The sequence below is a fragment of the Streptomyces sp. WMMB303 genome, from assembly GCF_029351045.1.
Classification (GTDB): Bacteria; Actinomycetota; Actinomycetes; order Streptomycetales; family Streptomycetaceae; genus Streptomyces.
The window spans coordinates 5,847,773-5,872,418 of record NZ_JARKIN010000001.1; the positions used below are offsets into that span (position 1 = coordinate 5,847,773).

The window sequence follows — 24,646 nt, forward strand, 5'->3', positions numbered from 1 at the left end:
GTGGCCACTGCTTCGATGTCGGTATGAGCACTGTGCACGAGACCGCCGCCCTTCTCTCCCACCCCGATCAGCTCCGTGCCCATCTGCGCGCGCTGGCCGTCCTGGACGCGGCGATCGGCGACGATCCGAACTTCGTCGAATACACCTTCGATCCCGCCTGGGGTCCCCACACGGCGGCGGCGCTCATGGACAACGGCTCGGGGGACGACTTCGCCGTCCTCTTCACCCCTGCCGGGGTGCTCATCCGCGGCTTCGACCACGAGTCGGAGATGAGCCCGTACGGCACGGAGGACGAGCAGGTCTGGCCCGGGGTCGTCGACGAGGTGCCCACAGCGCTGCGCCCGCTCCTGGACGAGCCCGCCTTCCACGAGGCGGGCCTCGACGCCCCCCGGATCACCGCCTGCCTGTGGCGGGAGACCGGCGACACGGCCTGGCGCACCGGCTCGTCCATCGCCTTCCCCACCGGCACCGACGACCCGGACGGCTCCGGCTTCCTCTTCCACCTCCTCACCGACCGCTCCCCCGAGGCCGTCCAGGCCCACTTCGAGGACTACTACGAACGTCCCGTCCCCCTCGACGCCCTCCGCGACGTCCTCGCCGGACATCCCCTCACCCCCGCCCTCGCCGAAGTCCTCAACCCGACCGCCCTCTCGGAGGAGGCCCTGCTCCGGAGGATCACCGCCCATCCCGAAGCCGCCGCCTACCTCGCCTGCGACGGCGAGTTCGACCTCGCCCGCACCGACCCGATCGAGTCGATCACCCTGCCCAACGGCCTGCCGGTGGAGCCGGTCGCCGGCTGCAATGCGGGCGGCACCCACTACCTGTGCGGCCCCGCAGTGCCCGGCCCCCGCCCCGTCCTCTACACCGACTCCGAGGGCCAGGCCGCGCTCATCGCCGAGTCCCTCGCCGAGGCCCTGACCCTCGCCATCGTCCTGCCGTCCTGGCACGACGCCCTGGCCGGCCTCCGGCCTCCGGCCCTCGGCTCCGACCACCTCGACGACCATCCGGACCACCCCGCCGTCCGCGACCGGCTCCTCGCCGCCCTCCGACTCCCCCCGGCCACCCAGGAGGACGTCCTGGACCGCCTGCTCACCGCGGCCGCCCGCACCGTGCCCGACGGGTTCCTCCCCCAGGCGGGGGACGAGGAGGAGGCCGCTTTCGAGCCGATATTCCAGCCGTCCGCTGCCCCGCACAGCCGCACCGGCCGACCCTGACGATCGTGCGTCCCGGTCCCGGCCTCCGGGGGCGAACGGCGTCGCCGGGCCGCTCCGCCCCGCGCGCGACCGCCGGGCGGATGTCCGCGCGCTGCAGGCCGTCGGTCACCCGGCCGTCAGAAGGCGGGAAAGGCCCGGCCCGAGGGGTGGAACGGGGCCCGCTCACCGCGGAAGGCGAGCGAGGCGGCGGCGACCGCGCCCGGCCGCAGCTCCTCGACGCGCCCCGCGGCGGCCAGCTCCGAGAGGGTGGTGCCGCCCAGATACGCCGCGCCCAGTTCCGCGGAGGTCACGCGCAGGTCGGGCCGGGCCCGGGTGGTTTCGCAGGTGACGGAGTCGCCGTCGGCGGACAGGTGGTGGCGTCCGGCGTTCCAGGGGCAGAACGCGTCCTGGACCTCCAGGACCACATCCAACGGGGTCGCGTAGCGGCGTGCGGTCAGCGCCCGGTCGATGTCCACCAGCCGGACCCAGAGGTTGTCGGTGACCGTGGGGCGGACAGCGCGCGGGTCGGTCAGCAGGTGTTCCAGCGGCTCGTCGACGGCGCCGTCGTGGACGAGACCGTCGTGGGCGTCGAGTTCGACGAGGAAGTGCCACAGGGCGGCGTACGACTGCCGCGAGGCGGCCGCGACCTCGAGGACCCGCGCCACGCCGGCCTTGGACCGGTAGAGGGCGTAGCCGGTCGGCTCCCCACCGGGTTCCCGGTGGACGGCGAAGCGCAGCGCCGTGCCGCCGTCGCGTGTGTACGGGCCGTCGGCGAGTCTGGCCTGCCAGTACTTCTCCGTCCGGTCGACCCACCCGACCGCGGTGCCGCGTACGGTCTCGTAGACCTTCTCCAGCAGTGGCCGAGCCTCGGCACGGTCGAGCAGGCGGACCGTCCCGTCGCCCAGGTCGGTCTCGGCGCGTAGGGCCATGGACCTCAGGTCCGCCCGGATCTCGGCCACCCGGCTGGCGAGGCCGTACCCGAAGCGGCTGTAGATCGTGGCTTCGGAGGCGTTGAGGGCGGCGATCGGCTCACCGCCCGTGTCGTGCAGGCCGGTGAGCTGCTCGCGCATCATCGCGGTGAGGATGCCGCGCCGCCGGTGGGTGGGCAGGACCGCGACGAGCGTGATGCCGGCGACGGGCACGGCCCCGCCGGGAACCGTCATGACGCGGCCGTAGACCGACGCGCCACCGACGATCTCCCCGCCGTCCCAGGCGGCGATCGTGCGGTCGGGATCGAGCGAGGAGGCAGCGTTCCGGAGGCCGCCCTCCTGCCAGTCCTGGCCGTAGGTCGTGGTGACCATCCGGGCCCACGCGTCGAGTTCGTGGGCGGCGATGGTCCGCAGGGGGTAGGTCGCTGTCATGTCTCGAGCGTGGCAGGGTGAACAGTCGCCGCGCATCGAAAGATCTGCCTATTCACATGCCGGCGAGGTGGTGGCGCAGCGCGTGGTCAGCCCGGTGTTCGTCGGCCGGGGCGAGGAGCTGTCAGCGCTGGCGGCGGCGCTGGACAACACCGCTGTGGAACAGGGTCCGGCCGTGGCGCTGCTGGCCGGGGAGGCCGGGATCGGCAAGGCGCGGCTGCTCGCCGAGTTCACGCGGTCGCTGGGCCCGGCGGTCCGGGTGGTCGGGGGGCGTCTGCGCGGAACCGGGCCGGGACGCGCTGCCGTACGCACCGCTCGTGACGGCCCTGCGCACGCTGATCCGGACAGCGAGGCGGATGCGCAAGCTGGTCCCGCGGATGACGGCTGACGGGGTGCTGTGCATTCAGACCCCACCGGGGGCCCGCCGCAGCGGGCCGGCTCGAAGCGGCGGAGCCGCGCGCTCACGCCGACGCCGCGACGGAGTGGGCGACCGCGCCGTGGGGCTCGGGATTCACCTGCGCCGACGGCGTCGCTCGGAGGTCACGACGATGGCGATGATGATCGTGACGACAACTGGGATGATGATCCCCATACAGACTCCTTGTCCCTCCGCCGGGCTACGGCGGCAATGGCGTTCCCGAGGTGTTCCGCCGGGCGCGGCACCGGTCCGGAGATCGGTCCCACACCTCGCGGAGGTGTCATGTACCCCGCCGCTCCGGATATGAACGTCAACGGCCCGATCCTCTCAGCGCAACTCCACCCGCCCGGACCGCGCCGGTGGGCGGGCACGCCGAGCGCGTTCGACAGCCCGGCCGGGCCCGTCCGCAGGCCGATGCGCCGCCCCGCACGTCCTGCACCGTCTCCGTACGGCCCGCTCGCGCGGGGCGCCGCAGTGCGGTGCCTGTGCGAGACGGCAGAAGGTGTCGGCTGTGTGGCGGCTGCCGTCACCCGGAGGGGAGGCGGCCGTGGAGGCCGCTTGCCCGGACACTGCCGCTCTACGGCTTACGCGGGCTGAGGCGCACGAAGGGCAGTTTGCGCCCGACCGCCCGGTAGTCCTCCTGTGTGCCGTCGACGGAGAAGCCCATGAAGCGCACGAGCTTGCGGGCGGTTCGTGGGTGGCGGGGCGCGTAGCGGGCCATGAAGTCACCGCCTTCCTCCGTGTCGAGCGGGTGTGCGGTGACGGGCAGGGTCCGCACCCCCACCTGGATGCTCGCCTCGGGTGTGGCGAGGAGGTTCCGGTACCAGGCGGCCTCGGGCCCGAACCCGGAACAGACCACGTAACTGCCGTCCGTCCGGTCGTGCTCGACGACCTCGATGACGACCCGGCGCGGTTTGCCCGAGACCCGCCCGGTGTGGTTCAGCAGCAGCAGCCGGCCACCGAAGAGCCAGCCCAGACGCAGCCGGTAGAGGTGGATGGGGGCGCGGAAGAGCATGCGGCGGATGCCGGTGGGCGGAGCCGGACGCTTGACGATCTCCATGACGGTGCCCTTCATATGCGGTCGAGAATGCTCGTGGTGTCGCCGTAGCCGCGGCGCAGCAGCCCGCTGAACAGGTCACGCAGGACGAGCCGGCTGATGAGGTGCTGGGCGGCGATGCCCGGGCGGCTCGCGGGGACGAGGGAGCGGGCGAAGGCCCGGGCGCGCTGCTGGCGTTCCTGGACGGCCGGGCGCAGCCGGGTCTGGTAGGCGCGGAAGGCTGCTTGATGATCGTCGTGCTGGTGCAGGGCCTGGGCCAGCAGGTAGCCGCCGGCCATGGCCATGGAGGCGCCCTGCGCCGAGGTCAGCGTCATGGCCGAGCAGGCGTCGCCGGTCAGTGCGATGCGGCCGGTGTGCCAGGACGGCATGGTGATCTGCGTGAGGGTGTCCATGAACAGATCCTCTTCGGGTGCCGCGTCGAGCAGTTGCGAGGTGAGCGGGCCCGTGTCGGCGAAGGCGCTGCGCAGCACTGCTCGCCGTTGTGCGCGCGGCGGGGGTCGGCGATCCCGCGTGCGGTAGAGGAAGAGCGCGATCAACTGCCCGGGAACGTCGCTGGGATAGAGGATGGTCTGTCTGCCGGGCTCGCTGTAGTGGATGCGGTGCGGTCCGAGCCCGTAGGTGTCGGGTACCGGATAGCAGGCCATGGTGTAGCCGAGGTGGTGGGCGTAGTCGCCTTCGGGTCCGAAGGCGAGCTCACGGGTCTCGGAGTGCACGCCGTCGGCGCCCAGGACCAGGTCGAAGTGCTCGCACTCGCCGTCGGTGAAGGTGACGGCGACGCCGCCGGGGGGCTGCTCGAGAGCTGTGATCCTGCGGCCGTACCGGATGTCGACCCTGTCGCGTACGGCATCGCCCAGTGCCTCTTCGAGGGTGGTGTGCATCAGGGCGAGGTACGGCCCGCGGATCACCTTCTCCAGCAGTCGGCGCTCGAGCCGCGCCGTGACACGTCCCGCCTCGTCGACGTAGCGGATGCTTTCGGTGGGGAGTTGGTGCGCCGCCAGCCGGTCGGTGATGCCCATCCGCGCGGCGACGTCGTACCCGGTGCCGAAGAAGTCGATGCCGTAGCCGCCGAGTCGGCCGTGCGGTGCACGCTCGATCACGACGGGAGTGTGGCCGTAGTGGTGCAGCCAGTAGGCGAGTGTGAGGCCCGCGATCCCGCCGCCGGAGATCAGGACCTTCATGACGGGGCCCCGATCAGGTCGCCGAGCGCGGTGAGTGCGGCTTGCACGGGCACTTCCTCGTCCAGCAGCTGGTGCAGCATCATCCCGTCGATCAGCGCCGCGACGAGGGTGGCCGCCCCCGCTCTCCGCTCGGCCGGCACCTGCGGGTCGAGGGTTCCGAGCCAGTCGGCGATCCGGGCTCGGGCCTCGCGCAGCCCCTGGCGCAGCGCCTCACCGATTTCGGGGTTCCGCAGCGCCCCGGCCGTCAGTTCCACGGCCAGCCGGAGGGTCTTCTCGTCTTCGGTGATGCGGGGGACGGCGTTGCGCAGGACGTCGAGGGCCGTGCGGGCGTCGGGCGAGGAGAGCAGGTCCTCGACGAGGGGCATCATCACGTCCTCGCCCGCCTGCCGGGCGATCGCCAGGTGCAGTGCGGGCAGGCCGCCGAAATGGTAATGGATCAGCCCCACATTGGCGTCGCCTCGCGCGGCCACGGCGCGGGTGGTGACCGCGGGCCAGCCGCCCTCGACGAGCAGCGCGAGCCCTGCCTCGATGAGCTCTTCGCGGCGGCGGCGGCCACGAGGAGAATTTGGTCGACTGACCAAGTTAGTCATGTGAATAACTTAGCGCTTCGGCGCGGTGGCTGCAATGTGCGCCGCCGCCCTGGCACGGCGGACACCCCCGGAGAGCTCCGAGCCGGGCCGCGTCCCCGCTCGCCGTCGACGGTGCCGCCTCCGTGGTCGGCGGGCTTCCCCGAGGGGCCGTCCCTGGCGCGCGGAAGAACCGGACCTCTCCGGAACGCCGACCACACCACCTCTCGCACTGTCACGGTGCGTACACGTCGAAGGCCAGCCGACGCGGGGCCGTGCCGACCCGGGCGAGCGGCACCCTGGCGTGGACCACTGCTGGTCAGATTGACCGTGCATCCATCCACAGAGAGTGACTCTCCAGGGAAGACCTGCGCCGCGCCGCCCACGCTTCCCCGAAAGGGGGGCCGACCGAATATCGCCTCTCGGTCTCCCGTAAATCGGCCGCGGTCAGACCGGTTCTGACGACCTCCGGCCATCCGAGGCGGGCGCTGCCGCCTGCGCCTCCTTCCTGGCCGCGACCCGGCGCCGGCTCCGGAACCAGTGCGGATGCCCTCGTACGAAAGTGATCACGAACATGACCTGGATACCGCCCTCGACGAGGATCAGCACGCCGGCGTCCACGGCGCGCAGCACTGGCCCACCGGAAAGCCCCGCCCTCATGGCCGACAGCGCTTCGAAGAGCACGCCGAGGGCGATCGGCAGACCGTAGAAAACCGCGACGGACAGCGCCAGGGCGGTCCCTGCTGTCAGAAAGCACGCGTAGACCCGGGTCGCCCGGCGGTGCTGTGGGGCCAGCTCGGCCGTCGGATCGGCCGGCTTGTCGGGCCGCCGTCGAAGCTGCGACGCGAGGCGGGCGGCCAGGTGCCGGCTCCAGGCGATCCCGTCGTCGAAAAGGTTGCGGCAGCGCAGCAGATCCCGCAGCACGTAGTACAGGTCGGTGCGCGTGTACACCTGAAGCTGAAGCGGGATGCACAGCAGCACGGCGAGGGCCAGCGACTGCAGCAGCGCCCGGGGGACGCCGTTGACCGGGGTGTGTGCGAGAACGAGGATCAGCACGCAGAGCAATCCGAGGTCCCAGACCAGGCCGGCCAGGTAGACCCGGTAGCGCCGCCTTCTCGGCAAGCCCCACACAGCGGTGACATCGGTCTGCAGCACGAGGTTGTGCAGCCGGGTGCCGAATCCGATCCGCCCCGGACAACCGAGCGACCGTGCGGCTGCCAGATGCATCAGTTCGTGCACGGAGAGAGAGGCCGAGAACAGTACCGTGTTGACCAGAACCGCGAACCCGGTGTAATCCGTCCAGAAGAAGTCGGCACCGCGTGGAATCACTCCCGGCTGCGCCACCGCTGTCGCCACGGCGCACCCCACAAGCAAGACCCACAGCGCTTTCATCGGTGTGCTGAAGACCCAGCCGACATGCCGACTGGTGAGGCGCGGCAGGTGCGGAGCAGGTGCCCCGTCTGCGGGGTCCGCCACCGAATGGATTCCGACCGCCCGCACGAATCCTTCCTCGATCAGGAGGTCGACGAACTCCCCCGCCTCCACCTCGATTCCCTCGCAGGCCAGCAGCCGTTCCTGCGCCGCACCGATGGTCATTCCATCGCGCAGCAGGTCGAGAAGCGTTCCGTAGGCAGCCGGCAGTTCGAGGAACTCCCCGGTCGCGGGACGTCCGATCACCACGGAGTCGGGATCGTCGTCATCAGGGCGCATCACCAGAGAGTGAAAGGTGACTGTCGCTCCCTCCTCTGCTGCCGCGGCGGTGACTACCTCCACACCCGTAGCGGATGAGGCCGGGTGGTCTGCTGAGACATCGCCCGCGGGTTCGGCTTCCCTCATCGGGGGACAGCCGTACAGGCGGGGCAGTCCGGCGCCGGTGTGGCCTCGACCGCGTAGGAGTGGTCCCACCGCGCGAGGTTCCAGTGGAAGACGCGGCCGCGCGTCTGAACCGGCAGTCCCGCCAGGTGATATTGGATGTCGAGGGCGCAGAGTTGGCCGCTGATGTTGGCACCCGCGGCATTGACGGCGTTGGGCCTTCCCCCTTGCGACAACGGGCGCCCCTCCGCGTGGTGCTCCCGCTGCATTTCCGCCTTGTACAGACAGTTCCAGCATGCCGTCTCACCGGGCACGAATGAGCCGACCACAGTCATGGGCCCGGTGTACAGGCTCATGAACCAGGGGGTCCTGGTCCGCCGCGCGGCCTGGTCGACCCACCTCATGAGATCGGGTAGGGGCTCGTCGGCGCAGAGCACGAAGACATCGCAGCCCTCCATCAGGGCTACGATCGACTCCGCCCCGTCGGCACGGACCTCGCTGCCGGTCACTTCGACGTTGCTGTTCATGGCCCGTAGCCGGGCCACAGCACTGGTCACCTTCGGCTTCCCGATCTCGGCTTCCGAGTACAACAACTGCCGGGTGAGATTGGACTCCTCGACCCGGTCGAAATCCGCGACGTGCAGAGCACCAATGCCACCGACAACCAGTCCGGACGCCACGGCCGACCCGGTTCCACCGACTCCGAGCACGGTCACCCGCGCGCTCTTGATCGCTGACTGGATGTCATACGGCGAGCTGCGCGCAGTGGTGTCGATCCAGGAGAAGAAGTGCCGAGGCGGCGCGTAACGGGCGACTTCACGGGCGCTGAGGTTGGCCGGGGGGTCCGCCCCGGCATCCTCGACGAAGCCGCTGTCGGTCAGGGCCTGGACGACCTCCCGTACGCACTCTTCATCGACATGGGGGTGCGTCTCACCGAACTCGGTGCACATCTGCTCCACACTGCGGGTGCCGTCCATGAGGACCAGAACGCGTTCGACAGCACCGTCCTCGTCGTCCTGGATCTCCTGGGCTACGCCGAACTGCGTTCCGCCGATCAGAATACGTCCGCCGGGGAGGGCCAGGGGCTGGTGCACCTGCTTGATCCGGGGTCTCAGCACGAATGCGCCGCCTTTCTGCATGTACCTCTCCGTGACAGCGGACTGTCACCACCCTTACGCCTGTTCTGGCAGAGGATTGGAGGGTTCCTCCCGCGCGGGCCATCCGGACCTATCCGGATGACTTCGCGCCTGTTTGCCGAGTGTCACCTCGTTGTACCGAGCCGCTCAGGGCGGCCTCGGACGAGGAGGTGCAGCATGGCGCGTGGCGGCTGCCCCGCGCACTACCCGGCGCTCATAGGTGCCGCGGGCCGGCTCCCGGGGCAGCCGCTGCTCCTCGGCACTGCGCTGTCGGATGAACCCAAGCCGGCACCGGGTAGCCGGTGCCGGCTTGGGGCGGGCAAGGTGTCAGCCGCCGGCGCCGATGACGCGCCAGCCGGTGGTCTCGACCTTCTCCAGCTTCCTGGCCTTGAGTTCGATCTTCTTCTTCGCCGGTGCCTGCTTGTCCTGAGCCATACGGCCCCCTTTCGAATCCTGCTCCTGCGCTGCCGGGTGGCAGCGCGAGGGATCCTGACACGGCGATGCGCAAGAACGGTAGACATACCGTGAAAGAATTTTCCTGACGGGCAGTCACCAAAGACGGCTTCGCGAATGCGATCACGCCTTCAAGTGGAGACCGGATTCCACCGGCCGTCGACCCCGCCTTCGGGTGGCCATGATTGCCGGTAACCACCCCTGAACAGGGAAAACGGGATACCGACGGTGGCGGCCCCAGGAGGCAGCCGCAGGGCGGGGCCTTCCGTGAGACCGGGAGCGATCGCAACGGAATCCGGAGTCGCGAAAAATCACCGACGCGGAAGAGGGCAGCGAAGGCGCGGACCGCCGGCCCCACACCTGGAATCGGATCGGCCGGTGGAGCGAGGCACGAAAGGTCCGCCAACGACACGAGACGCGGCACCCCCGACTCCGGACCACCGTCTCGACGCGGGGTCGCCCCGGACCCGAGCCCCTGAAGCACAGCGGTCCGGACGCCGCAAGGAGGCGAGAGGGGTGACCCTGCCGCCCACCCGGGCGCCCGCCTGACCCGAACCCGCTCCAGGTCTTGACTTTCCTATCGGGAAAGTGGTGTGCTCGCTTTCCCAGCAGGAAAGTGAGCACACCATGGAGAACACCACTGCGGAGCAGGCCGACGAGGCGATGGCCGTCGTGGACAGAGCGCAACGCCAGGTAGCAGCCGAAGTGGGCCTGCCCCGGATCTACTGGTGGGGCATGGCGGTCGGCTGGCTCGCCCTGGGGCTGATCGACCAGTTCGGGCCCGCGTGGCTGACCGTGGTGGCGACCGTGGGCTTCGGCATGGGGCACTCCGCATTCGCCGCACGCCTGCTCAGCGGCCGCCGACGCACGGGTCGGCTGCAGGTCAGCGCGGCGGTCGCCGGCCGCCGGGTCCCGTTCGTCGTCGTCGGCATGCTCCTCGGGCTCGTCGGGGTCACGATCCTCGCGTCCATGGCGCTCAAGGCGGACGGCACCGGCCATCCGGCCGTCTGGTCGGCGGCGCTGACCGCCCTCGTCACCGGGTTCGGCGGCCCCGAGATCTTGCGGACTCTGCTTCGGTGGACGCGCGCATGACAGACGCGCGCTTCGACGAGCTGATCCATCCCAGCACCCGGCTCTCGCTCGTCGCGACACTGGCCGCTGCCGATTGGGCGGAGTTCGCTTTCCTCAGGGAACGGCTCGAGCTGTCCGACTCGGCCCTCTCGAAGCAGCTCACCACACTTGAAGATACCGGGTACATCCTCACCGAACGCCGCCTCGAAGGCAGGCGGCGCAGGGTGTACGCGCGGCTGACAGCCACGGGCCGGGACGCCTTCAACGGCCACGTCGCCGCGCTGAGAATGATCGTCGCCGGGGCCGCCGAGCCGGCCGACAGCCCGGCGCAGCCATGACGCGGCCGCCCGAACCCGCCGGTCGGCGGCGTACCCGGGTTCCGGAGCGTCCCACGGCGGCGTAGGCGTCCGGGCAGCGCAGGACCGGGGGCACCGGCACGGCGGAACGGTCGGACTCCGGCGCCACCGCACCCCGGCATGGGCCCGTACCGGGCGCGTACCGAGGTGCGGAACCGGGACCGCGGCGGTGGCCGGGTCCCCGCTGGGCTCAGCGAGAGCCGGCCGCAGGCAGCACGCAGCAGGGACGGACGGAACGTCCACCCCTTCATACCCGGAGAAGAGAGGTGTTCATGTCTGATGCGGTCGTCGTGGAAGGACTGCGCAAGAGCTACGGCACGGTGGAGGCTGTGGCGGGGCTGAGCTTCACCGTCGGACAGGGACAGATCTTCGCGCTGCTCGGGCCGAACGGCGCCGGCAAGTCCACCACGCTGGAAATCCTCGAAGGGTTCCGCACCCGGGACGGCGGGCACGCGGAAGTCCTCGGGATCGACCCCGGTGACCGGTCCCGGGCGAGGGAACTGCGCGAACGGATCGGCCTGGTGCTGCAGGACATCGCGGTCGAGCCGTATCTGACGGTCCGCGAGACGCTCGCCCGCAGCGCCGGCTACTACCGGAACCCGCGAGACATCGACGAACTGATCGAACTCGTCGACCTCTCCGGACTGGAACGGCGGAAAGTGCGCTCGCTGTCCGGCGGACAGAAACGCCGACTGGACCTGGCACTCGGCATGATCGGCAACCCCGGTCTGCTCTTTCTCGACGAACCGACGACCGGATTCGACCCGAGCGCGCGCCGGAGCGCGTGGCAGGTCGTCCGCAATCTGCGCGAGGCCGGGACCACCGTCCTGCTCACCACGCACCACATGGAGGAGGCACAGGAACTGGCCGACCGCGTGGCGGTCCTCTCCGCCGGCCGCATCGTGTCCGAGGGAACGCCGGAAAGCCTCGGCGGGCGCGACACCGCACGGGTGCGCATCGGCTTCGCGCTCCCCGCCGGGTGCACCGCAGCCGATCTGCCGGTACCCGCGACATCGGACGCCGCGGGCCGATTCATCGCCGAGACCGACGAACCGACCGCGACGCTGCACCAGTTGACCGACTGGGCGCTGCGCCGCCGCACGGTCCTGGAGCACCTGTCGATCGACCGGCCGAGCCTGGAGGACATCTACCTCGGCCTCACCGACCGCGGCACCCCGCAACCCGCGATGAGGAGACCTTCACCGTGAGCACTCTCGCCGTCCAGCACGGATCCCGCCGCGACCTCACCGTGGTCCTGCACCAGATCCGCTACGAGCAACTGTCCTTCTGGCGCAATCCGCAGAGTGCGTTCTTCACCTTCGTCCTGCCGGTCGTGGTCATCGCGGTCTTCGGCATGATGTTCGACGACGTCGCCTCCAGCCCGTACTTCGGCGGCCTCTCGGCCCTCCAATACTACGTGACGACGCTCGCCGCCATGTCCGTGCTGGGCTCCTGCTACAGCCAGTTGGCCATCGTTCTCTCGACGCGGCGCCAGAACGGGGTGCTCAAGAGGGTCCGGGCCACCCCGCTGCCGCCGTGGATGTACTTCGTCGGCCTGCTGGCCCACTGCGTGATGGTGAGCATTGTCGATGTGCTGCTCATCGTCGGCGTCGGCCGGCTGTACGGCGTGCCGATACCGGACGCCGCGGCGTGGCTGCCCCTCGTCACCGCTCTCGTGCTCGGCGCCGCGAGCTTCTGCGCGCTGGGGGTCGCGGTCGCTTCACTGGTCCGGAACGCGGAGGCCGCCCCCGCTGTCGTGCAGTTCATCCTCTTCCCGCTCGTGTTCCTGTCCGGCACCTACATGCCCATCCACAACGAGATCGTGGAGAACGTCACCGCACTGCTGCCGGTGCGGCCGTTCAACCAGGCCCTGCTCCGCGCGGTGCAGGACGGCGGCTTCGCTTGGCAGCACCTCCTCACCCTGCTGATCTGGGGTGTCGCCGGAGCGGTCGTGGCCGTCCGCCGCTTCCGCTGGGATCCACGGTCCGAATGACCGGCGAACGGTTGTTTCAGCCTGCGCAGGACACGAGAGAAGAACCGTACAGATCTGGAATGAGAAACGAGGTGGTCAAAATGGCAGGCCGAGGGCGCCGCTACAAGGGGCCGTGGCTGGTGCGGATCCGAGAGCACGAAATATCCTGCGCACTGTGCGGAGGCTCGCTGTTCTGGGACCGGGAAGTGCAGCTCAACACCGCCGGCATGAGCCTGATGAACCTGGACTGGGCGAACGCCTCGGCTCTCGGCCTCCAGTGCGCCGAGTGCTCACGCCTGGAACTGTTCGCCGACAGCAACCAGGCCCGGTTCAGTGCCCCGGAGGAAGAGCCCTGAGCTTCCCGTCAGACCCGCGCACACGTACTGCCCGACGTGGGCCGAGGGGCCGACCACTGTGCCGTCAGCGTGACAGGGCCGCCAGGCTCAGGAGCAGGTGGGCGGACTCGGGGTGGTCGATGTCCGAGTGGGCACCGGCGGGGGCCAGCCGGGTGCGGGCGCTGCCGCGGAAGCAGTGGCCGGCGTCGACGTTGACCAGCCGGTGGTCCAGCGCCGAGAGCCGGTACGGCTCGTGCGGCGCCAGGAGCCGGGTGTGGAACTGGGCGACGGGAGCGGGGCCGGCGCCCGAATGTCCGATACCGGCTGAGCCTTCGGCACGGAGATGCCAGAAGCCGGTGGCACGGTCCCAGCGGGAGTGGGTCAGCACGAGCGGGCCGCGCAGCGGAGCACCCGGCTTGCCGTCGGTGCGGAACAGCGCGGGGAAGAGCTGGTGGAAGGCGTCACGCGGCGCGGCCATCTGGAAGACGAGCATGCTGTCCGCGGTGAAGGGCCGGTCGGGCATCTCGGGAGCGGTCCATCCCAGCACCCGAGGCGCGTCCGGGGCTGACGCCCACTGCACGGCCTCGCAGAGGAATCGGCCGCCGAACGAGTGCCCCACGAGGTGGAGGTACTGGCCGCTGCGGTTGGCGAGCACGGGGGGATCGGCGGGATCGCCGCGCCGGCTGTCGAGGTAGCCCAGCAGATGTGCGAGTACGTGGGGCGCGTGGCCCAGCCCGGGTGCGCTCATCGCGTGGGCGCGGTCGCGGATGCGCCGGTAGCCGCTGAGCGAGGGGAGGCTGGAGGACGGCCAGCGCACGACCACGAGCCAGGGCCGGTATCCCCGGGTCAGCTCCGGATAGCGCTGTGGATGGGTGGTGTGGAGTTCGCCGGTCCGGGCGAGCAGGGCCGACGCGCGGCGTGCCGCGACGGGTGGGGCGGTCTGCCAGCCGTGCACGTAGACGTAGACGTCCGTCACCCGGTCGGGAATGTGGACGTGTCGGGAGAGGTGCTCGGCGATGCGGTGGCCTGGGACGGTATGGCGGCCGCCAGGTGAGCGGAGTCGCCCCCGTTCGTCGAGGTCGAGGGTGGTGACGTGCACGCTTTCTCCCAACGGCTGTCGATACCGCAGTGCAGTGAGTAGCTCAGCGCGAGCGGGTTGCGCAGTTCCTCGATGAAGTGCTTCACGAGCGCGTGGCAGATCTCGCCGGCGGTCTGCGCGCCGCTGACATACCGCTCGATGAACGCGTGGGCGTATTCGGCGGCGAAGACTTGCGGCATTTCGATCTGCGGGCCCAGCACCCCGTCCGCGCCGTGCTCGATGAACGCACTCCCGAGGTACTCCAGCTCGGCCGTGTCGGCCGGCTCACCCGCATGACACGCGTTGATCAGGACGAACGGGCGGAAGGATGCCCCCGGTGCGGCGCCGCACTCTTCGCGGTACCGGTGCACCGACTCCGCGTCGATGAGCTTGCCGTCGGACAGCTGGATGCCGACTGTGCGGTGGGAGCCGCGTTCGACGAACATGCCGTGGCACCAGAAATACATCAGGTCCTCGTCGAAGTCCGGTGCGCGCAGTGACTTGAACAGTTCCTCGGCGGTGGTACGCACGGTCAGCTCGGAAGCCTCCCGCAGCAGGTCGTACACGGCGTCGGAACGGCCGACGCCGTCGAGAGCGGTGTCGGTGTTGAGACTGGTCGCGGGCACGGCTCGGGCGGTCGGAGGGGCCTCGTACAGCGGGTACGGTGCCCCGGTCTGCTCGATCTGGTGCCGGTGGCCGAGGAAGGAGGACGACGCGTCGGGGCCCGGGGCGCGCACGGCGAGCATCGGCCACGGCACGTACAGCTCCGAATCGAAACTCACCCGCAGGTTCTCTTCGCGCAGCTCACCGAGGAGGAAGTCGCGGAACTTCTCCAGCTCACTGCCTGTCCCCGCCAGGATCCTGTCCAGGACGCGTCTGCCCTGCACGGCCAGCTCCTCGACCAGCGGGTCGACGGTGTCACCGTAGGGGCGCAGGTCACAGGTCTCAGCGAACGCGTATCTCCCGTACGGCGTGCGGTCGGCGCCGGGCAACTGCAGCCGGACGACGTTCTCGTACCAGAAGTGACGCAGCCGGTCGGCCTGGGCGCGAATGGCGGAGGCGGACGTCCGGAGCCGGGCACGATGCACACGGGTACGGGGCGACCGTCGGTCACGCGCGAAGGCGAGGATCATGACACTGTCGTCGGCACACACGTGCAGAGTGACGGTGAGATCCAGCGGCCGCTGCCCGTGCTCTCCGGGCCATCGGGTGTACTGCGCCGACGGGTCGTGGACGATCTCGGCATTCAGCTCGCGGGCCATCGGTCACGGACTCCCGAGCGATTCCCGGTCCGGGGCAGTGGCCACCGGCAGCGTGGTCTCCAGAACCTGCAGCACCCTGCCGTTCTCCGCGTCGTACACGGAGAAGCGCACGCGGTGCGTGCCCGCCTCCCCCGCCGTGACGGCGAACCGGGCGGGCTCGTCGTTCGCCGTGCAGTCGACGGCGGGGGGCTCCACGGTCGCGCGAGAGCGAGTCGTGGCGACGACCAGAAGGTTCTGCTGCGGTGGGTGCGGCTCGGCCATGTCCGGCGGGTCGGCGGCGGTCAGCCGGAACTCGAGCGTGCAGGCTTCGCCGACGCATACGACGTCCTCCGCCACCGTCACCCGAGCGCGGAGCCGGGGGCGGGGCGCGGGAGGGGGCAGCGGGGCCGGACTGCTCAGCCGTGCGGACCGGGGGCCGCTCGGGGGCGGAGGCCGGCTGGCGGTGCCGAGGACGGACGAGCCCGGCTCGACTGCATCACCCGGAGCGTCGTCGGGCACCCCCGGGAACTCGGAGAACCGTGCGTCGAGAGCAGCCGCGGAGGTGCTCGCGGTCTCCGTCGGTGCTTCCGGAGCGATCGGGGCGCCCGGATGGGCGCTGGGGAAGCCCTCTGCGACCAGCACCGCGAGGTCGACGTACGCCCGCCGGGTATCCGCCCGGAGCCGAGCCGGGTCCAGTTCCGCGCCGGTGGCAAGATGCTCGTCGAAGGGGACGGTGACGACGCCGCGGCAGCGCCGGGCGAAGTGCTCGGCGATGAGGTGAGCCTTCACCAGGCGGGAGCGGGCGTGCACGCTCGAGAGCACGACCAGCGAACTCCGGGCCAGCTCGGCGTGGCCGTGGGCGGAGAGCCAGTCCATGGTCACGGAGGCGACCTCGGCACCGTCGACGCTCGCGGTGGCGACGATCACCAGCTGGTCGGCGAGCGTCAGCACACCCCTCATGGCCTCCTGCATCAGGCTGGCGCCGGAGTCGGTGACGACGATCGGGTAAGTGCGGCTCAGAGCGTCGACGACTTGCTGATACTGCTTCGCGCCGAACGGCACGGACAGCGCCGGGGAGACGTCGTTGGCGAAGACCTCCAACCCGTCCGGGCCGGGACCGGCGAAACCGCGGACGTCCTCGGGACCATGGAGCTGCGGGAGAGCGGCGAGCAGGTCCAGAAGCTTCGAGCCCGCCTCCCGGCTCACACGGTGTCCGAGGGTGCCACCCTCCGGGGACGCGTCGACCGCAACGACCGGATCCTCGCGCAGACCGGCAAGCGTGGCGCCGAGCATCGCCGCCGTCGTCGTCTTGCCCGTGCCGCCCTTCAGACTGATCACCGCGATGCGGTGGGACCCGGACAACGGTGAGCGCAGTACGTCCCTTCCGGATCGCGGCTCACCGGCTGTGGACCCCCCGCGCCTGGCCAGCCGGCGGCGCCACTGGCTCGTCCACGACGGCTTCAGCAGCAAGTGCCCGGCCGAGAGCTTGGCCTCGTCGTCCGACGGCGCCGTCCGCGCACCGTGCGGCGTCCCACCCTGACCGCCGGGCACGGGCGGCGCCCAGCACTCGGAGCGAGGTGGCCCGGCCCCCGCGTGGGGATGTCGGGAGTACGGGGCCTCCCCTGCGGGCCCCACCGGGACGCGGGTGGCAGTGGCCGCGTCGGCGGCCCGGTTCCGCCACTCGGTCAGCTGGTCGCGGATGCGCAGTACGGCATCGTCATCGGGACCGAAGACCCGCACCATGTCGTCGAGGAGTTCGGCGTAGGCGGCCGCCGCCTCCGCGGCGTCGCCTGCCTCTCCGCGCCAGAGCGCCAAGTTGTGGCGCGTCAGAAGGGTGTCCCTGTGGTCGGGGCCCAGTGCCCGCAACCGGTCCGCCAGCAGGTCCGTGTAGGCCACGGCGGCCCGCGCGGGATCACCGGCGACGCCTTGCCAGCGCGCCAGGTTGTCCCGGACGGTGAACACATCGCTGTGGTCGGGGCCCAGCACCCGCACCAAGTCGTCGAGCAGCTCTCGATAGGCGGCCACGGCACCGGGCGCGTCCTGCGCGGCACCCCGTACCCAGGCACGATGACCGCGGGCAGCGAGCGTGTCGGGATGGTCCGGGCCGAAGTGCTGGTGCAAGGCGGCGTGCAGCCACTCCCAGCGCATCCGGGCCGCACGGATCAGCCCGGCCGTGATGAGGTTCCGGCCGGCCTGGAACAGCACGGGATGGCACTGCTGCTTCCACAGCGCTCCCCGCGCGTGCGTGGCCAGGATGTCGGTTCCCGAACGCAGCGCCCGGCACAGCGCGGACCGCGGCTCGGCTGACGCCGGACCCCACACTTCCCGCAACGCGTCTGCGGCGCTCAGGACCAGTCGGTGCCTCACCCCGGACGGCACCGCCGCCCGGACGGCGTCCTGAACCAGGCTGCTCAGGCCGACAGTCGGGTGCTCCGCGTCACCGCGGCTCTCCACCAGGCGCACCCTGTGCAGTACGTCGAGGGTGTGCAGGGCCTCCGCGCTCTCGACCGGGCGGGATCGCCCAAGGGCACCGGGTGTCTCCCCGTCCGCCGCGCCGCGCCGTCGTGCGAGGTAGTGCAGCGCGGGCTCACTGGTGAGCACGGCGACCGGCACACGGTGCGGATCGAGTACCGCGGCCAACTCCAGCAGAGGACGGGCGAGTCCCGCGGAATGCCGGTCGGCCGTCTCGAGGGACAGCCACCAGCAGGCCGTGACGGGGTCGGGCCCGGCAGCGCCCGGCAGGCGCCGGGTGAGATCGGCCAGGCGGCCGCGATAGTCGGCAAGGCTCTGTCCGGAATACACCAGGCAGGCGGCCGCTGTGGACAGCGCCAGCGGGTGCCGCCCGAGGTCGGAAGCCAATGCGGTGGCCTCGGCGGGATCGCCGAGGCGCCCCTGTGCACCGAGCTCGAGCCTCAGAAGGCCGTCCGCCGCCTCGGAGCCGAACCGTCCGATCTCGACGCGTCCGGTGCCGTTCGGCGGCGGCGCAGGGTGGCGGGTGGTGACCAGCACGCGACCGTTGGGCCGTTTCGGTGGCCACAGGTCCTGCAGTCCGGCGAAGTCGGGAAGCCCGTCGAGTACCACCAGCCAACGCCGGTCCGTCCAGCTCAGCCAGGAGCGGAAAGCCTGCGCGGCACGCTCCGGCTGCTCGGTGCTGTGCTCGGTGACGACTGCGGCGGCTTCGGCGTAGCCCCACACGACCGCGTCTTCGCTGGTCGCTGTCACCCACACCACCAGGTCGACCGCCCCGTCCAGCAGCATGTGCCGGGCGACGCGGGCGGCCAGCCGGGTCTTGCCCACCCCGGCGGGCCCGACGAGGGCCCGGGCGGCGGACGGCTCGTCAAAGCCGGCATCCAGCAGATCGGCCTCGGCACGGTGGCAGAACGGGCCCACCTCGGCCGGAATGCTCCCGACGAGAGTGGGAGCACTGTCCGCGCCTGCGCGTAACGGAGTCCACTCGACACGCGAGGGCGGGAGCGGGGCCCGCACGGGGGACGGAGCGGAGCGCTGCACCGGGCCGGATACTGCCGTGACGGCGTATGGGTGGCGCAGCACCACATGGTCCAGCTGCTCCACGAGTTCGGAGGTCTCGCTTTCCGGTGCGGTCTCCAGCAGCATCTCGAACCGCGTCTGCCAGGCGGCCTCCAGCCGGATGCGGGTCCGCTCGTCACGTGCTTCCATGAGCAGCGCCAGGTCGCGGTCCAGCCGGACCGCATGCGCCTCTTCTGCCCGTGGGTCACCCCGGCTCAGCAGGCGCGCCGCGAAGGAGCGGACGGAGTACCACGCCTCGCTCCCCATGGCCTCGACCACGGCGGCGCCGGCTGCCGCGGCTGCGGAGCGGGAGGCGTCGTCCACCATGCGCCGCATCCCGCCCTTCGCACGTCTCCCTCTGCCAACTGCCTCAATGGAAGCACAACGGCACCAGGCCGCAACCCCGTTGACGGTCGACCAGAAAGCCGGGCGAGCAGTACACCGTCCTCGCCTGTCAACGGTGACCGGCGGACCGTCCGAGCTCCGGTGCCGGTGACCGACAGGCGACTGTCATGGCTTCGTTCCGGAGTGGTTCCTGCTCGAAGGGCGTGCGCCGGGTCGGCGGTTCCCGAGCGGACCGCCCGCGCCAGTGCGGCGCCGCTCAGGACGCACCGCCGACCGAGCCCGACCCTGCGTCCTCGCCGAGGGGCGTGCCGCCGGGCGTGGCCGCAGGCGCAGCCTCGTGACATGGAGGGCGATACCGGTCGGTCAAGGGTACCGGCGCGCGCTCGCGCCTTCGGGGCCGGACACCGGTACGCGGCTGGTCTACCGCTGCCTGGCGGACCTGCTGCTGCACCCCGACACACCGGGTCGCAGCCGTGAGCTGATGCGGCGGGCCGCCCACGAGGGCGTGGCCATACGCGCCCGGTACGCCTGGCAGCGGGCCCGGGCCGAGGTGGTACGGGCCAAGCTGGTGACTGCCGTCGCCGAAGAGGCGCACCGCCGCCGGCAACCTGCGGGCGAACCGCGGGACATGCTCGACGCGGTGCTCATAGTGGGCGCCGAAGCGGGAATGACCGACCGGGCAGTGGCCGACCTGCACCTGATGATGTTCCGGCCGATTCTGGCCCCACAGCTGCTCTCCGTCTGCCCGTACCTGCTGCACCACGACGCCCGCCACCGGGATTCCCCGGACGCCTTCCGTCCCGAACGCTGGGCCGACGACAGCAGCCACGGTCCCTACCTCCCCTTCGGAACGGGCCCCTTCAGCTGCGCCGGAGCAGCCGTGGCCCACACGCTGCTCATCGAGTCGCTGACCGCCCTCACCGACCAGGCCTGCCTGGCTGTCACCGACGCTGATACACGCGCTGCCATGTCGGAGGGCAACATCCCGCGACCGTTCGTCCTGCACCGCACCCCGGACCGCCCACCCGCACTCCACGCAGGAAGGAGGTGATCACCCATGACCTCGACGATGCGACGCATCTTCACCAACAAGCCGGCCCGACGCTGGTACTGGTACTGACGACCAGGGCACGACCGGCCCGGGCGCCTTCGGCGTCCGGGCCCTCCCTTGCGGGGCCCTTGGCAGGCCGGTCATGCCGGTGTGGTCCCCGCGCGAGCGGGGGTGTTCCGACCTGCGCATCCGGTCTCCGGCGCCCCGCAGCTGGTGCACGGCAGGCGAGCGCTGGGAATCGAGAGGTCTCTCTCCTCGGGTGGGACTCATCGCGCGCCTTGAGCGCGCTGCTCCGCCCAACCACCGCCCGTGCGCGTGCGGTCCGTGCCAGCGGCCGAAACTTCCCGCGACGGACCTCCTGTCCATCGCAGCGGCAGAGCGAGAGGTGGACCGCTCCAGGACGACATCCTGGAGTCTGCCGTGGGCAGCTCACCATGACCGAGGAGACTGACCCGAGTATCTGCCCGGGTGGACCGTAGATTCACCGGCGCAGCCGGTTCACCAACGCCGGGAAGGTGTGGCCCCCGGTGCTCATAAAACAGGGCGTATTTGATGTGCCGTACGGGTTCATCGCGCTGCCGCCGGTGACGCAACCCGTCTGCTGGCTGCGGGGCTGCACTTGTTCTCGCCCAGGTGCAAGCGAGTGGGCCCCCGCCGTAGCGGGGGCCCACTCTCCCAACACCTCACCTGACCCCTGCGGGACACCCAGAAGGGCGACGGCATCCGCAGGAAGGCGAGGAGACATACAGCGTACCCAGCCGTCCGCCCTACCAGACAGCAGGCCCAGGAGCACCGTTACCTGTCACGATCGAGTCCCTGCGCAGCAGCGTGAAGCGCGCGAGGTATGGAAGGTCCGCACAGATCTCCGACTTGGCTTGGCCCAGTCGCCGGCATCGGCCGCGCCGAGTGCTTCGAATCGGGCGCGCAGCGACTCCGCTGTCGCCCTTCCACGCGCGTCCAGACTGTTCAGCCAAGCCTGCCACTCGTTTGAGGATTCGCTCACCGTGACCATGCCCCACGCGTATCTCGGCTGGAGCTCCGCCAGCACTATCAGCAGCTGGGCAGCCCAAGCCGATCGCTACTCTGTTCGCATGATCGTGAACGGAGATCGCCAGTTCCCCGCCGCGCTCGCCGCTGCCATGGCAGTCCGACTCGAGTGCATTGGCGAGGATGGCGTCGACTTCGAACCCTACGAGTCCTTCCTGACCGCCGATGAGACCACCGAGTGGTTCCGCGCGTGGACAGGCAACGGCGAGCTGAAAGGTGACGACTTCCGCGTATTCGGCCAGGACGGCACCGGTGGGAACGCGGCGTTCTGGCTGGTTCGTCCAGGTCGGGAGCTGGTAGAGGAGCCGGTTGTCTTTCTGGGCTCCGAAGGGGAGACGGGCGTTGTCGCTCGCGACCTGGGCGCCTTCCTGTGGCTGCTGGCTGACGGCTTCGGCCCGCGGGAAGCAGCCACCTCATACGAGCCCGAGCCGGATTGGGCTCCACAGGTCAATCGCGACCTGACGGCCATCGCGGAGCAATTCGCTCCGGACCGCCGCGCGTCGGCAGCGACGATCATTCCGCAGGCCACACGAGAGTTTCCCGATTTCGACGACACCATCATGAAGCTTTGCCGTTGAACCCGACCCGCCCCCCACGGCGTGTGGCGAGGGCATCTGATCGGTGTCAGCGGTGTCGACTGCGCTCTTCGGGCCTCGTAGCCACTGGCGTGGTCGAGGGTGTGGCGTGGCGGGCATGGACGACATTCCACTGATGCTGCTGCGGCTGCGAGCTGCTTGTGTCCGCCGGTTCGGCTGAGCGGTGATGCGCCAGTTGCGGACCTCGGCGGGGTGCTCGGCGCTGTCGAGTTCCCGCTGGGCGCTCACTTCGGCCAGGAGACGTCGGGGCTAGGCGTAGGCGCTCCCCCGCGTGCCGGGCTCATCCAGCACGCTGCGGACTCTGTGCGGACCGCGAAGGCCGTCCGACCCGCTCCGCCGCAGGTCGGCCTTTCACCGGACGTAGTGGGCACTAAAACGACGACCTTCAACGGGTCCGCTGACAGCAGGTGGCAGCCGTGCTGCGCGCACCATGCCGACTACGCCTTCCACGTGCTCACGTAGGCGCGTGTCTTTCGCACCGCACCGCCGTACTTGGGGATCGTCCCTGATCAGGGCTGATTCACGCCCTGTGATCGCGCGGGCTCTGAGGCCGCGCCAGCCCCTCCCAGAACAACCCACCACGAGGGTGCTGCTCGGCAACCTTCACAAGCACCGGATCAGCGACCTTGCCGCGTGTGGCCACGTCGTCGAGCGAGGCGATGACATCGAGAACCGAACGCGGCTCGAACTGTCCGGCCAACCGCTTCGCCTTGCTGCGCACATTGTTCGGCGTAGGGCCGGCGTCGAGGACCGAGTGATGCCACAGTCGGCTGTGGTGGGCGCACCGGTTGCGCAGGTAGACCAACGACCTCACACGGTAGGCGAACCCTGCCTTCGCGACCCCGACGCTGGTCGCCACGGCATCGGAAAGAGCGCCGCCAGCTCCGCGCTCGATGGCCTTGGACAGCGTCCCGAACGACCACGCTTCAACGGCGGACCACACGGGCAGCTTGCTGTAGTCGACGCGGTCACGTTCGGTGCCCCTGTACCGCAGGATGTGGCGGTCCTTGCTCCGGTCGATGTCACGCAGGCACGACTCGACGGTCGGCTCAACGTTGCCGACGTCGGTGTAGAAGCTTTCCTCGAGGAACCTGCCGTACGGACCGTGCACGTCGGCGATCACTCGGGCGACATGCGTGCGCAGCAGGAGTTCGACCCGTGCGAGGGGGGGGCTGAGCGCGGTGCGTAGCGCCTCATCGGCTTCGTAGATGCGGCGGATCTCAGCGAACGTCGTACCGGGCGTAAACGCGTCGTCGCCCATATGGGGGGCTCGCTGGAAGTAGCGAGCGTAGCCGGAGAACCGGTAGTAGTTGTTCGAGCCAAAGAACGCCGCACAAATGTCTTCGTCGGGGATAACGAGGCCACGGCTGGCCAGGAGCGCGACCTGCTTCTCCACGGACAGGCTCGGTTTCACTCGCACCCCGGAAAGAAAGAGGCCCCTCCCATTTGAGCATCGTGGAGAGGCTTGGGAGGGGGTCGATTGCCACCATTCTAGCCGATGCGCCGAGCCTCGCACCAGCCGCCTTCGGGTCGACCGGCTGCTTCTTCCCGACCGTCCCGCCGGTTCCCGCGGGGCGGACCCATACAGCACGCTGCGGACTCTGTGCGGACCGCAAAGGCCGCCCAACCCGCTCCGCCGCAGGTCAGATGACCTTTCGCCGGACGCATCAGACGTTGAAGCGGAACTCCACCACGTCGCCGTCGCGCATGATGTAGTCCTTGCCCTCCATGCGGGCCTTGCCGGCGGAGCGGGCTTCGGCGACCGAGCCGGTCTCCAGGAGGTCCTCGTAGGAGATGACCTCGGCCTTGATGAAGCCCTTCTGGAAGTCGGTGTGGATGACACCGGCGGCCTCGGGGGCGGTGGCGCCCTGCTTGATGGTCCAGGCGCGGGCTTCCTTCGGTCCGGCCGTGAGGTAGGTCTGCAGGCCGAGGGTGCGGAAGCCGACGTGGGCGAGGGTGGCGAGGCCGGGCTCCTCCTGGCCGACGGTCTGCAGCAGCTCCAGCGCCTCCTCCTCGTCCAGCTCGGCGAGGTCCGCCTCCAGCTTGGCGTTCAGGAAGACGGCTTCGGCGGGGGCGATGAGGGCGCGCTGCTCGTCCTTGAAGGACTCGTCGGTCAGCTCGTCCTCGTCGACGTTGAAGACGTAGATGAACGGCTTGGTGGTGAGCAGGTGCAGCTCGTGCAGCGGTTCGGCGCGCTCGGTGCCCTGGGCGATGCCCGCGGAGAAGAGGGTGCGGCCCTCCTCCAGGATGGCCTGCGCCTCCTGGACGGCCTTGACCTGCGGCTGCTTGTCCTTCTTGACCCGTGCTTCCTTCTCCAGGCGGGGCAGCACTTTCTCGATCGTCTGGAGGTCGGCCAGGATCAGCTCGGTGTTGATCGTCTCGATGTCGTTCTTGGGCGAGATCTTGCCGTCGACGTGGACGACGTTGTCGTCCTTGAACGCACGGATGACCTGGCAGATCGCGTCGGACTCACGGATGTTGGCGAGGAACTTGTTCCCCAGCCCCTCCCCCTCGCTCGCGCCCCGCACGATGCCCGCGATGTCGACGAAGTCGACGGTGGCGGGAAGGACCCGCTGGGAGCTGAAGATCTCGGCGAGCTTCCCCAGCCGGGGATCGGGGACGCCCACGACGCCGACGTTCGGCTCGATGGTGGCGAACGGGTAGTTGGCCGCCAGCACCTCGTTCTTGGTCAGAGCGTTGAAAAGGGTCGACTTGCCGACGTTCGGCAGGCCGACGATTCCGATCGTGAGCGACACGTGGCGACTACTTCCCGTTGCCCCTGGCGGGGGTTCTCCATAGAGGGGTCTCTTGGCGGACAGGCGGCCCGGAGGCCGACCACCCAGTCTACGGGCGAC

At 70.3% G+C, this 24,646-nt stretch carries 20 protein-coding genes and 1 pseudogene; 9 read left to right on the forward strand and 12 right to left on the reverse strand.

The window, feature by feature from the left end; all coding sequences use genetic code 11:
• Positions 1-23 precede the first annotated feature (23 nt).
• On the forward strand, positions 24-1,214 hold the full coding sequence (locus tag P2424_RS25365) for a hypothetical protein (protein WP_276478024.1): 1,191 nt from the start codon (positions 24-26) through the stop codon (positions 1,212-1,214).
• Positions 1,215-1,330: 116 nt separating this feature from the next.
• On the opposite strand, the gene P2424_RS25370 is transcribed toward P2424_RS25365, so the two are convergent.
• On the reverse strand, positions 1,331-2,554 hold the full coding sequence (locus P2424_RS25370) for a GNAT family N-acetyltransferase (RefSeq protein WP_276478025.1): 1,224 nt from the start codon (positions 2,552-2,554) through the stop codon (positions 1,331-1,333).
• A 67-nt stretch (positions 2,555-2,621) separates the two neighbouring features.
• Here P2424_RS25370 and P2424_RS25375 point away from each other — a divergent pair, with 67 nt between their 5' ends.
• The gene (locus tag P2424_RS25375; RefSeq protein WP_276478026.1) at positions 2,622-2,939 is read left to right on the forward strand and encodes an ATP-binding protein; all 318 of its coding nucleotides are present in this window, start codon (positions 2,622-2,624) and stop codon (positions 2,937-2,939) included.
• 607 nt (positions 2,940-3,546) lie between these two features.
• Here P2424_RS25375 and P2424_RS25380 read toward each other — a convergent pair.
• From P2424_RS25380 to P2424_RS25400, 5 genes are all read right to left on the reverse strand, one after another.
• Complete coding sequence (locus tag P2424_RS25380) at positions 3,547-4,044, reverse strand: nitroreductase family deazaflavin-dependent oxidoreductase (protein WP_276478027.1); 498 nt, start codon at positions 4,042-4,044, stop codon at positions 3,547-3,549.
• The gene (locus P2424_RS25385) at positions 4,041-5,204 is read right to left on the reverse strand and encodes an FAD-dependent monooxygenase (RefSeq protein WP_276478028.1); all 1,164 of its coding nucleotides are present in this window, start codon (positions 5,202-5,204) and stop codon (positions 4,041-4,043) included. Before P2424_RS25385 ends, P2424_RS25380 begins: the two co-directional genes overlap by 4 nt.
• Positions 5,201-5,794 (reverse strand): TetR family transcriptional regulator C-terminal domain-containing protein, encoded by a 594-nt coding sequence (locus tag P2424_RS25390; protein WP_276478029.1) that lies wholly within the window; start codon positions 5,792-5,794, stop codon positions 5,201-5,203. The genes P2424_RS25385 and P2424_RS25390 overlap by 4 nt, the downstream gene beginning before the upstream one ends.
• Before the next feature lie 423 nt (positions 5,795-6,217).
• Positions 6,218-7,480: a hypothetical protein gene (locus P2424_RS25395; RefSeq protein ID WP_276478030.1), complete on the reverse strand. Its 1,263-nt coding sequence runs from the start codon at positions 7,478-7,480 to the stop codon at positions 6,218-6,220.
• Between the two features lie 122 nt (positions 7,481-7,602).
• Positions 7,603-8,721, reverse strand: coding sequence for a TOMM precursor leader peptide-binding protein (locus P2424_RS25400; protein ID WP_276478031.1), 1,119 nt, complete (start codon positions 8,719-8,721; stop codon positions 7,603-7,605).
• 1,077 nt (positions 8,722-9,798) lie between these two features.
• On the opposite strand from P2424_RS25400, the gene P2424_RS25405 reads away from it, so the two are divergent.
• From P2424_RS25405 to P2424_RS25425, 5 genes are all read left to right on the forward strand, one after another.
• Positions 9,799-10,263, forward strand: a complete 465-nt coding sequence (locus P2424_RS25405) for a hypothetical protein (RefSeq protein ID WP_276478032.1) — start codon at positions 9,799-9,801, stop codon at positions 10,261-10,263.
• The gene (locus P2424_RS25410; protein ID WP_276479125.1) at positions 10,260-10,580 is read left to right on the forward strand and encodes a transcriptional regulator; all 321 of its coding nucleotides are present in this window, start codon (positions 10,260-10,262) and stop codon (positions 10,578-10,580) included. The genes P2424_RS25405 and P2424_RS25410 overlap by 4 nt, the downstream gene beginning before the upstream one ends.
• A 290-nt stretch (positions 10,581-10,870) precedes the next feature.
• A complete protein-coding gene (locus P2424_RS25415) occupies positions 10,871-11,806 on the forward strand; it encodes an ABC transporter ATP-binding protein (RefSeq protein WP_276478033.1) in 936 nt (311 codons plus the stop codon).
• A complete protein-coding gene (locus tag P2424_RS25420; protein ID WP_276478034.1) occupies positions 11,803-12,591 on the forward strand; it encodes an ABC transporter permease in 789 nt (262 codons plus the stop codon). The genes P2424_RS25415 and P2424_RS25420 overlap by 4 nt, the downstream gene beginning before the upstream one ends.
• Before the next feature lie 80 nt (positions 12,592-12,671).
• Positions 12,672-12,926 carry a hypothetical protein gene (locus P2424_RS25425; protein ID WP_276478035.1) on the forward strand — a complete coding sequence of 85 codons (255 nt, stop codon included), beginning with the start codon at positions 12,672-12,674 and terminating at the stop codon, positions 12,924-12,926.
• 64 nt (positions 12,927-12,990) lie between these two features.
• Here P2424_RS25425 and P2424_RS25430 read toward each other — a convergent pair whose 3' ends face one another.
• From P2424_RS25430 to P2424_RS25440, 3 genes are read right to left on the reverse strand one after another with little or no spacing between them, the layout of a single operon-like run.
• Positions 12,991-13,881 (reverse strand): hypothetical protein, encoded by an 891-nt coding sequence (locus tag P2424_RS25430; protein ID WP_276478036.1) that lies wholly within the window; start codon positions 13,879-13,881, stop codon positions 12,991-12,993.
• A complete protein-coding gene (locus P2424_RS25435; RefSeq protein WP_276478037.1) occupies positions 13,878-15,245 on the reverse strand; it encodes a CHAT domain-containing protein in 1,368 nt (455 codons plus the stop codon). Before P2424_RS25435 ends, P2424_RS25430 begins: the two co-directional genes overlap by 4 nt.
• Positions 15,246-15,248: 3 nt before the next feature.
• Positions 15,249-19,079 carry a MinD/ParA family protein gene (locus tag P2424_RS25440; RefSeq protein WP_276478038.1) on the reverse strand — a complete coding sequence of 1,277 codons (3,831 nt, stop codon included), beginning with the start codon at positions 19,077-19,079 and terminating at the stop codon, positions 15,249-15,251.
• Positions 19,080-19,434: 355 nt separating this feature from the next.
• On the opposite strand from P2424_RS25440, the gene P2424_RS25445 reads away from it, so the two are divergent.
• Complete coding sequence (locus P2424_RS25445) at positions 19,435-20,148, forward strand: cytochrome P450 (protein ID WP_276478039.1); 714 nt, start codon at positions 19,435-19,437, stop codon at positions 20,146-20,148.
• Between the two features lie 1,091 nt (positions 20,149-21,239).
• Positions 21,240-21,773, forward strand: a complete 534-nt coding sequence (locus P2424_RS25450; protein WP_276478040.1) for an SMI1/KNR4 family protein — start codon at positions 21,240-21,242, stop codon at positions 21,771-21,773.
• Positions 21,774-21,819: 46 nt separating this feature from the next.
• Here the strand turns inward: P2424_RS25450 and P2424_RS25455 are convergent.
• The 3 genes and pseudogenes from P2424_RS25455 to ychF all read right to left on the reverse strand — a co-directional run.
• Positions 21,820-22,040 (reverse strand): annotated as a pseudogene (locus P2424_RS25455) (mobilization protein); the annotation flags it as partial.
• A gap of 271 nt (positions 22,041-22,311) precedes the next feature.
• A complete protein-coding gene (locus tag P2424_RS25460) occupies positions 22,312-23,187 on the reverse strand; it encodes an Abi family protein (protein ID WP_276478041.1) in 876 nt (291 codons plus the stop codon).
• A 271-nt stretch (positions 23,188-23,458) separates the two neighbouring features.
• Complete coding sequence (gene ychF / locus P2424_RS25465) at positions 23,459-24,547, reverse strand: redox-regulated ATPase YchF (RefSeq protein WP_276478042.1); 1,089 nt, start codon at positions 24,545-24,547, stop codon at positions 23,459-23,461.
• Positions 24,548-24,646: the final 99 nt, after the last annotated feature.

Bases quoted from the DNA above. Each gene is read 5' to 3' on its own strand.
- P2424_RS25410 (WP_276479125.1), top strand. From the start codon at position 10,260: ATGACAGACGCGCGCTTCGACGAGCTGATCCATCCCAGCACCCGGCTC.
- P2424_RS25440 (WP_276478038.1), bottom strand. From the start codon at position 19,079: ATGGTGGACGACGCCTCCCGCTCCGCAGCCGCGGCAGCCGGCGCCGCC.
- P2424_RS25380 (WP_276478027.1), bottom strand. From the start codon at position 4,044: ATGAAGGGCACCGTCATGGAGATCGTCAAGCGTCCGGCTCCGCCCACC.
- P2424_RS25365 (WP_276478024.1), top strand. From the start codon at position 24: ATGAGCACTGTGCACGAGACCGCCGCCCTTCTCTCCCACCCCGATCAG.
- P2424_RS25450 (WP_276478040.1), top strand. From the start codon at position 21,240: ATGATCGTGAACGGAGATCGCCAGTTCCCCGCCGCGCTCGCCGCTGCC.
- P2424_RS25435 (WP_276478037.1), bottom strand. From the start codon at position 15,245: ATGGCCCGCGAGCTGAATGCCGAGATCGTCCACGACCCGTCGGCGCAG.
- P2424_RS25385 (WP_276478028.1), bottom strand. From the start codon at position 5,204: ATGAAGGTCCTGATCTCCGGCGGCGGGATCGCGGGCCTCACACTCGCC.
- P2424_RS25425 (WP_276478035.1), top strand. From the start codon at position 12,672: ATGGCAGGCCGAGGGCGCCGCTACAAGGGGCCGTGGCTGGTGCGGATC.
- P2424_RS25370 (WP_276478025.1), bottom strand. From the start codon at position 2,554: ATGACAGCGACCTACCCCCTGCGGACCATCGCCGCCCACGAACTCGAC.
- P2424_RS25405 (WP_276478032.1), top strand. From the start codon at position 9,799: ATGGAGAACACCACTGCGGAGCAGGCCGACGAGGCGATGGCCGTCGTG.
- P2424_RS25415 (WP_276478033.1), top strand. From the start codon at position 10,871: ATGTCTGATGCGGTCGTCGTGGAAGGACTGCGCAAGAGCTACGGCACG.
- P2424_RS25395 (WP_276478030.1), bottom strand. From the start codon at position 7,480: ATGCGCCCTGATGACGACGATCCCGACTCCGTGGTGATCGGACGTCCC.
- P2424_RS25390 (WP_276478029.1), bottom strand. From the start codon at position 5,794: ATGACTAACTTGGTCAGTCGACCAAATTCTCCTCGTGGCCGCCGCCGC.
- P2424_RS25400 (WP_276478031.1), bottom strand. From the start codon at position 8,721: ATGCAGAAAGGCGGCGCATTCGTGCTGAGACCCCGGATCAAGCAGGTG.